Origin of the sequence: Dietzia sp. DQ11-71, from assembly GCF_014144995.1 — a bacterium.
GTDB lineage: Bacteria > Actinomycetota > Actinomycetes > Mycobacteriales > Mycobacteriaceae > Dietzia > Dietzia kunjamensis.
This window is the reverse complement of the sequence record NZ_JAALDT010000185.1, coordinates 1-7,224: the sequence shown is the minus strand read 5'-3', so window position 1 is coordinate 7,224 and position 7,224 is coordinate 1. Positions and strand designations below refer to the sequence as shown.

Below are 7,224 nucleotides of genomic sequence, written 5' to 3'. Positions count from 1 at the left end.
CGGTTCGGTCCCGGCCGCGGGCCCGTCGGCGACGGGATCCCCGGTCGCCGTGCGCGCCACGGTGCGGCACAGCGCGACGATGCCCGTGGGGGTGACCGTGTCCGAGAGTCCCTTCAGGGCCCGGTCGGTCGCCACGGACACCGGGATCCCGGCGGAACGAGCCGCGCCGACCAGGCCGGTGAACCGGTCGAGTGCGTCGGCGGTGCAGAAGATCTCGACCGCGACGCCGGTGGCCACGGCCGCCTCGACCGAGTTGGTCCCCTCGGCGAGGAACCGGCCGGCCTTACGCCTGGCGGCGGCGCGGTGGAGCTTGGATGCGGAAACGACCCGCGGGGTCCGTTCGGTGAACGGATCCGCGGGTCGTGCCGTGCCCTGTTCGGGCGGAGTGTTCGTCAATTCGCGGGTGTCAGGCAGCCGGCGCGTTGACGTCGGCCGGCAGCGCCTTGCGCGCGACCTCGACCAGCGCCGTGAAGGCGGCCGGGTCGGTGACGGCGAGGTCCGCGAGGACCTTGCGGTCGACCTCGACGCCCGCGAGCTTGAGGCCCTGGACGAAGCGGTTGTATGTCATGTCGTTGGCGCGGGCCGCGGCGTTGATGCGGGAGATCCACAGCTTGCGGAAGTCGCCCTTGCGCGCACGACGATCGCGGTAGCTGTAGGTCATCGAGTGGAGCATCTGCTCCTTGGCCTTGCGGTACAGCCGCGAACGCTGTCCGCGGTAGCCCTTGGTGGACTCGAGTACGGTCCGACGCTTCTTCTGGGCGTTGACTGCCCTCTTCACGCGTGCCACTGATCAATCCTCACTGGTTTGGGTCGGTCGCTCGTGGGCGACCGGAAGTCTCTTCGGTGGTGGGAGGGCTCAGAGCCCGAGAAGCCGCTTGATGCGGGGGACGTCGGCCGGGGCGACATCCGTACGGCCGTCGAGGCGACGGGTGCGCTTGGTGGGCTTTTTCTCCATGATGTGGCGACGGTTGGCCTGCTGGCGGACCAGCTTGCCGGTTCCGGTCTTCCGGAAGCGCTTGGCGGTGCCCTTGTGGGTCTTCATCTTCGGCATGATCGGTCTTCCTCACATGGTTCGTCCCGGAAGGCCCGGTGGGACCTCGGGTGTGCGGACGTCGGGCGTCCGTGGTCTGGGCGGCGGAGGGCCTATTCGGAAGCGGGGTCCGTGACCTTGGACTCCTGCGCCTTGGCGCGGGTCTTGGCGCCCTTGTGGGGGGCGACGACCATGGTCATGTTGCGGCCGTCCTGCTTGGCGCTGGTCTCCACGTATCCGTACTCGGTGATGTCGTCCGCCAGGCGCTGGAGCAGACGGAAGCCCAGCTCGGGGCGGGACTGCTCGCGTCCGCGGAACATGATCGTGACCTTGACCTTCGAGCCCTTCTCCAGGAAACGGACGACGTTCCCCTTCTTGGTCTCGTAGTCGTGGGTATCGATCTTCGGACGGAGCTTCTGCTCCTTGACCACGGTCTGCTGCTGGTTCTTCCGCGACTCGCGCTCTTTCTGCGCCGCCTCGTACTTGAACTTTCCGTAGTCCATGATCTTGCAGACCGGCGGGCGCGCGGTGGGCGCGACCTCGACGAGGTCCAGATCGGCCTCCAGGGCCAGACGAAGTGCATCCTCGACGCGAACGATCCCCACCTGCTCGCCCCCGGGGCCGACGAGTCGGACTTCGGGGACACGGATTCGTTCGTTGATACGTGCTTCGGCGCTGATGGGCCCTCCTCGGTAGATGGTGCTCTGTCACGACCACTGGCGCGGTCGCGCATCCGCCCTCGAGGGACCCCGGGCCGCACCGGGTACACCGGTGAAACCGAGAAGGCCCCACGGCAGGGATGCCGGGGGCCTCTCACTCCTCACCCGTCGACGACGAGACGTCCGCGATCGCTCGCGGCCCCTCGTCGGGGTGGTGACCATCAAACTGCCTTCCGGCGTCGGATGGTGGGAGATCGGGCTCCTCTTGGACGATGGAACCCACTACGTAGCGGGTCCCCACAGTCGAGAGTTGACTGTACCAGTAGCCGGCGTTGCCCCCAAACCGGTGGCTGGCGACACGATATCGACCGGTCCGTGGGACAGTGTTCGGCATGACCACCGACCAGCCCGCCTCCACCGACCAGGCCGCCGCCGAGAACCTGCTCGAGGGGCACCTCGACGCCCGCGAGGTCGAGGTCGTCGATTTGGCGGACGTCTCCGCACAGGAGATCATCTTCCGTTCGATCGTCGTTCTCATGAGTGCCGCTGCCGAGAAACTGGGGCTCTCCGATGACGACCCCTCCGCCAGCCCGCGACTGGATCTCGACGAGTCCCGCAAGCTCATCACGGCCCTCGCCGGCCTGGTGGCCGGGTCGGCCGAACACCTGGGGCCGCAGGCCCGGGTCGTCAAGGACGGTCTACAGGGGCTGCAGCGCGCGTTCCGCGAGGCCAGCGCGTACCCCGATGAGCCCGGCGAGGGCCCCGGCGAGAAGTTCACCGGCCCGGTCTACTGACCGCGCCGCGCTGACCGCGCCGCCCACTGACCGCGCCGCGCTGACCCGACGGGCCCCGGTCCGGGGCCATCCGTCCCGGACCGGGAAGCCGTCAGCGTAGGGCGCGCGCCTTACGTGCTGCCTTCGCAGCGGTCTTCTTGGCCGTCGCGGACGCCGCTGACCCCGCCTCGGCGGTCTTCTCGGCCTGCTTCTTCGAGGACTGGTTCGTCGTGGCGACAGCCTTCTTCGTCGGTGACTTCCTCGCCGACGCCTTCTTCCCCGTCGTCTGCTCGGTGACCTCGGTCGCCGTCGGGGCCTCGGCCTCCCCGTCGGCCACGCCGGGGAGCACTTCGGCAAGGAAACGGCCGGTGTGGCTCCCGGGTACGGTCGCCACCTGCTCCGGGGTGCCTTCAGCCACGACCGAGCCGCCCCCGGCACCGCCCTCGGGCCCCATGTCGATGACCCAGTCGGCGCTCTTGATCACGTCGAGGTTGTGCTCGATCACGATAACCGTGTTGCCCTTGTCCACCAACCCCTGGATGACCAACAGCAGTTTGGTGATGTCCTCGAAGTGCAGACCGGTGGTCGGCTCGTCGAGGATGTACACCGTCCGCCCGCTCGACCGCTTCTGCAGTTCGGCGGCCAGTTTGACGCGCTGGGCCTCACCACCCGAGAGGGTCGGGGCGGGCTGACCCAACCGCACGTATCCGAGCCCCACCTCGGTGAGGGTCTGGAGGTAGCGATGGATCGAGGTGATCGGTTCGAAGAACTCGCTCGCCTCCTCGATGGGCATGTCCAGAACCTCGGCGATGGTCTTGCCCTTGTAGTGCACTTCCAGGGTCTCGCGGTTGTACCGCGCCCCGTGGCACACCTCGCACGGCACGTAGACGTCCGGCAGGAAGTTCATCTCGATCTTCAACGTCCCGTCACCCTGGCAGGCCTCGCAGCGCCCACCCTTGACATTGAACGAGAACCGGCCCTGCTTGTACCCGCGGACCTTGGCCTCGGTGGTGGCGGCGAAGAGGGTGCGGATCTTGTCGAACACGCCGGTGTAGGTGGCGGGGTTGGAGCGCGGGGTACGACCGATCGGCGACTGGTCCACCTGGACGAGCTTGTCGAACCCGTCCACGCCGTCGATCCGGGAGTGCCGGCCGGGCACCTGTCGGGCCCGGTTGAGCTGATTGGCCAGCGAGGTCGCGAGGATGTCGTTGACCAGGGTGGACTTGCCCGAACCGGAGACGCCGGTGACCGCGCACAGCACGCCGCCGGGGAAGACCACGTCGACGTTCTTGAGGTTGTTCTCCCGGGCGCCTTTCACGTGCAGACGCTTGTCGGGGCTCGGCGCGCGCCGCTTGTCCGGGATGGCGATCTGACGACGCCCGGCGAGGTAGTCGCCGGTCAGCGATTCGGAGTTGGCCAGCAACCCCTTGTAGTCGCCCGAGTGCACGACCCGGCCCCCGTGCTCACCGGCGAGCGGCCCGATGTCGACGATCCAGTCCGCCGAACGGATGGTGTCCTCGTCGTGCTCCACCACCAGCAGCGTGTTTCCGAGATCGCGCAGCCGGACGAGGGTGTCGATCAGTCGTCGGTTGTCCCGCTGGTGCAGACCGATGGACGGTTCGTCCAGGACGTAGAGGACGCCCGCGAGACCCGATCCGATCTGCGTGGCCAGGCGGATTCGCTGGGCCTCGCCACCGGACAGGCTGCCGGCGACGCGGTCGAGCGACAGGTAGTCCAGCCCCACGTCGAGCAGGAAGCCCATCCGTGCCTGGATCTCCTTGAGGACACGACCGGCGATCATCGCCTGGCGCGGGTCGAGTTCGAGCCCGTCCAGGAACGCAGCGCAGTCCTCCACGGACATGCGGCTGATGTCGGCGATCGAGCGCTCCGTGCCCCCGGGTCCCGCGAGGGTGACGGCGAGGATCTCCGGCTTGAGCCTCGTGCCGTCGCATCCCGGGCACGGCACCTCGCGCATGTAGCCCTGGTAGCGCTCCTTCTGCGATTCCGATTCGGTCTGGTCCAGGCGACGCTTGAGGAACGACATCACGCCCTCGAACTTCGCGTCGTAGGTCCGGACGCGGCCGAACCGGTTGCGGTACTGCACCCGGACCTTGGTGGGGGCGCCCCCCATCACGGCCTTGCGCACCTTCGCGGGCAGGTCCTGCCACGGGGTGCGGAGGTCGAAGCCCATGTCCCCGGCCAGGCCGGTCAGCAACTGCTGGAAGTAGTCGGCGCTCTGGCCACCCGACCATGGTGCGATCGCGCCGTCGGCGAGCGACCGCTCGGGGTCCGGGACGACCAGGTCCGGATCCACCTCCAGGTGGGAACCGAGACCGTCGCACACGGGGCAGGCCCCGTAGGGGTTGTTGAACGAGAACGCGCGGGGCTCCATGTCGTCCAGCGCGATCGGGTGCCCGTTCGGGCAGGCCATGTGCTCGGAGAACCTGCGGTGCCGGGCGGGGTCGGAGTCGTCGAGGTCGACGTACTCGATCACGATCACGCCGTCCGCCAGCCCCAGGGCGGTCTCCACGGAGTCGGTGAGCCGCTGCCGTGAGGACGGCTTCGCCGCGAGCCGGTCCACGACCACCTCGATGTCGTGCTTCTCCTGCTTCTTCAGGACGGGCGGCTCGGCGAGCGTGTGCAGCTCGCCGTCCACCCGCACGCGGCTGTAACCGTCGGCGGCGAGCTGGGCGAAGAGGTCGACGAACTCACCCTTGCGTGTCCGGACGACGGGGGCGAGCACCTGGAACCGTGCACCCTCCTCGCCGTCCAGGATCTGGTCGACGATCTGCTGAGGGGTCTGTCGGGAGATCACCTCCCCGCAGGTGGGACAGTGCGGGACCCCGGCGCGGGCGTAGAGCAGGCGCAGATAGTCGTGCACCTCGGTGATGGTGCCGACGGTCGAGCGGGGATTGCGGTTGGTCGACTTCTGGTCGATCGACACGGCCGGGGACAGTCCCTCGATGAAGTCGACGTCCGGCTTGTCCATCTGCCCGAGGAACATCCTGGCGTAGGAGGACAGCGACTCGACGTAGCGGCGCTGGCCCTCGGCGAAGATGGTGTCGAACGCCAGCGAGGACTTGCCGGACCCTGACAGTCCGGTGAACACGATCAGCGAGTCGCGGGGGACGTCGATGTCCACGCCCTTGAGGTTGTGCTCCCGTGCGCCGCGGACGACCAGACGGTCCACCATGGGTTCTCCTTCCGAGTCGGGAGGCCGCCACGTCTCCGTGGCGAAAGCCGCACCTGCCGCATGGCTGCCGTTCCCGCAGACGAAGGTACCAACGTAGTACGACACGCTTCCGGCCACCGACCGCGCCCGACGTCGGTAGCCTGCCGTTATGTCGAATCCCACCGAGTCACTACCCGACCGCATCACCCTCACCGAGGGCTACTCCGGCCGCACGGGCGGCCGACTGACCGGCGAGCGCTGGACCGTGGGCCCCGCACGGCTGACCAAGATCTCGGTCGGCGAGATGGACAACAACGTGTACGTGATCGAGTCGACCGCGACGGGCGAGGTACTGCTCGTCGACGCGGCCAACGACGCGCCGCAACTAATTTCCCATCTACGGGACCGCGCACCCGGGGTCACGGAGGTGCTCACCACGCACCTCCACGCCGACCACTGGATCGGTCTCGCGGAGACCGTCGCTGCCCTCGGCCTGACCACCATCGCCTCCCCCGGCGACGCCGGGGGCATCGACGTGCCCACCGACCGCCACGTCGCGCACGGCGACGAGCTCGTGGTCGGCGACCTCCGGTTGGAGGTGATCGGCCTGCGGGGTCACACTCCGGACGGCGTCGCACTCGTGCTGCGCACCGACGCGGGCACCCACCTGTTCTCCGGGGACTCCCTCTTCCCGGGCGGGCCCGGGAAGACGGGCTCGGCAGCCGAGTTCGCCTCGCTGATGGACGACCTCGAGGCGCGGGTCTTCGACGTCCTCGACGACGACGTCGTGGTCCATCCCGGCCACGGGGACGACACCACCATCGGCGCCGAGCGGCCACATCTGGGCGAGTGGCGGGAGCGCGGGTGGTGACGGCGACGGGGACCCTGTGCCCATCGCCCGGCGTGCCGACACCCAATCGTTATCAAACCGCCTCGGTGTGCGATCACCGCAGCACACTCCCCCGGTGACCGTCCGTCCACCGGCCGCCCCGTCTCGCGACCGGAGGCGCCCTCACCGGGTTCGGACTAGGTTCGACCACGCACTCCCACCTATCCAGGAGGAACGATGATCCGACGACTCGCACGACCCATGCTCGCCACGGTGTTCGTCATCGACGGCGTTGAGACGCTTCGCAATCCGCAGGCCCATGTCGCCGACGCGGCGCCGCTCGTCGACAAGGCCACCCCGCTGGTGGAGAAGGGCGAGCAGGCGGTGAACGAGGCGGTCTCCGCATCGGTGCCGCCCGTCCCCAAGGACACCGAGACGCTCGTCAAGGCGCTCGCCGGGGTCAAGATCGGCGCGGGCGTCCTGTTCGCGCTGGGCAAGGCCCCCCGCCTGTCGGCGCTCGCGCTCACCGCCGCCCACGTGCCCTCGACCGTCAGCCGCCACGCGTTCTGGATGGAGTCCGACAAGGACGCCCGCAGTCGCAAGACCACCGGTCTGGCGACCGACGTGGCGCTCCTCGGCGGGCTCATCCTCGCCTCGGTCGACACCGCCGGACAGCCCGGGGTGGCCTGGCGCGCCCGGAAGGCCGGCGACAAGGTGGCCGCGAAGCTGCCCGGGGCGAAGGCCGAGTCCGCGGCCGCCGG

The 7,224-nt window shown here is 69.0% G+C and carries 8 protein-coding genes; 3 read left to right on the top strand and 5 right to left on the bottom strand.

From position 1 onward, the window contains the following. The 4 genes from G6023_RS07645 to infC all read right to left on the bottom strand — a co-directional run. The coding region (locus tag G6023_RS07645; protein ID WP_277817512.1) for an RNA methyltransferase substrate-binding domain-containing protein at positions 1 to 396 on the bottom strand (396 nt) is incomplete at its 3' end. A gap of 10 nt (positions 397 to 406) precedes the next feature. Further along, positions 407 to 787, bottom strand: coding sequence for a 50S ribosomal protein L20 (rplT, locus tag G6023_RS07640; RefSeq protein WP_007630820.1), 381 nt, complete (start codon positions 785 to 787; stop codon positions 407 to 409). 69 nt (positions 788 to 856) lie between these two features. Next, complete coding sequence (gene rpmI, locus G6023_RS07635; protein ID WP_007630819.1) at positions 857 to 1,051, bottom strand: 50S ribosomal protein L35; 195 nt, start codon at positions 1,049 to 1,051, stop codon at positions 857 to 859. Positions 1,052 to 1,143: 92 nt separating this feature from the next. After that, positions 1,144 to 1,728 (bottom strand): translation initiation factor IF-3, encoded by a 585-nt coding sequence (gene infC / locus G6023_RS07630; RefSeq protein WP_082923789.1) that lies wholly within the window; start codon positions 1,726 to 1,728, stop codon positions 1,144 to 1,146. Positions 1,729 to 2,081: 353 nt separating this feature from the next. Between infC and G6023_RS07625 the strand changes: the two genes are divergently transcribed. Then, positions 2,082 to 2,483 (top strand): DUF1844 domain-containing protein, encoded by a 402-nt coding sequence (locus G6023_RS07625; protein ID WP_069390177.1) that lies wholly within the window; start codon positions 2,082 to 2,084, stop codon positions 2,481 to 2,483. Between the two features lie 91 nt (positions 2,484 to 2,574). Here G6023_RS07625 and uvrA read toward each other — a convergent pair whose 3' ends face one another. Beyond that, a complete protein-coding gene (gene uvrA / locus G6023_RS07620; RefSeq protein ID WP_132063229.1) occupies positions 2,575 to 5,655 on the bottom strand; it encodes an excinuclease ABC subunit UvrA in 3,081 nt (1,026 codons plus the stop codon). A 148-nt stretch (positions 5,656 to 5,803) separates the two neighbouring features. Here uvrA and G6023_RS07615 point away from each other — a divergent pair, with 148 nt between their 5' ends. Both G6023_RS07615 and G6023_RS07610 read left to right on the top strand, forming a co-directional pair. Then, entirely contained in the window at positions 5,804 to 6,505 is a 702-nt protein-coding gene (locus G6023_RS07615; RefSeq protein ID WP_132063228.1) for an MBL fold metallo-hydrolase, read from the top strand. Positions 6,506 to 6,700: 195 nt separating this feature from the next. After that, positions 6,701 to 7,224: DoxX family protein (locus G6023_RS07610; RefSeq protein WP_182634801.1), on the top strand; the 524-nt coding region annotated here is incomplete at its 3' end.

Excerpts from the sequence above, each read along its gene's own strand:
- rpmI (WP_007630819.1), bottom strand. The coding sequence starts at position 1,051 with ATGCCGAAGATGAAGACCCACAAGGGCACCGCCAAGCGCTTCCGGAAG.
- G6023_RS07625 (WP_069390177.1), top strand. The coding sequence starts at position 2,082 with ATGACCACCGACCAGCCCGCCTCCACCGACCAGGCCGCCGCCGAGAAC.
- uvrA (WP_132063229.1), bottom strand. The coding sequence starts at position 5,655 with ATGGTGGACCGTCTGGTCGTCCGCGGCGCACGGGAGCACAACCTCAAG.
- G6023_RS07615 (WP_132063228.1), top strand. The coding sequence starts at position 5,804 with ATGTCGAATCCCACCGAGTCACTACCCGACCGCATCACCCTCACCGAG.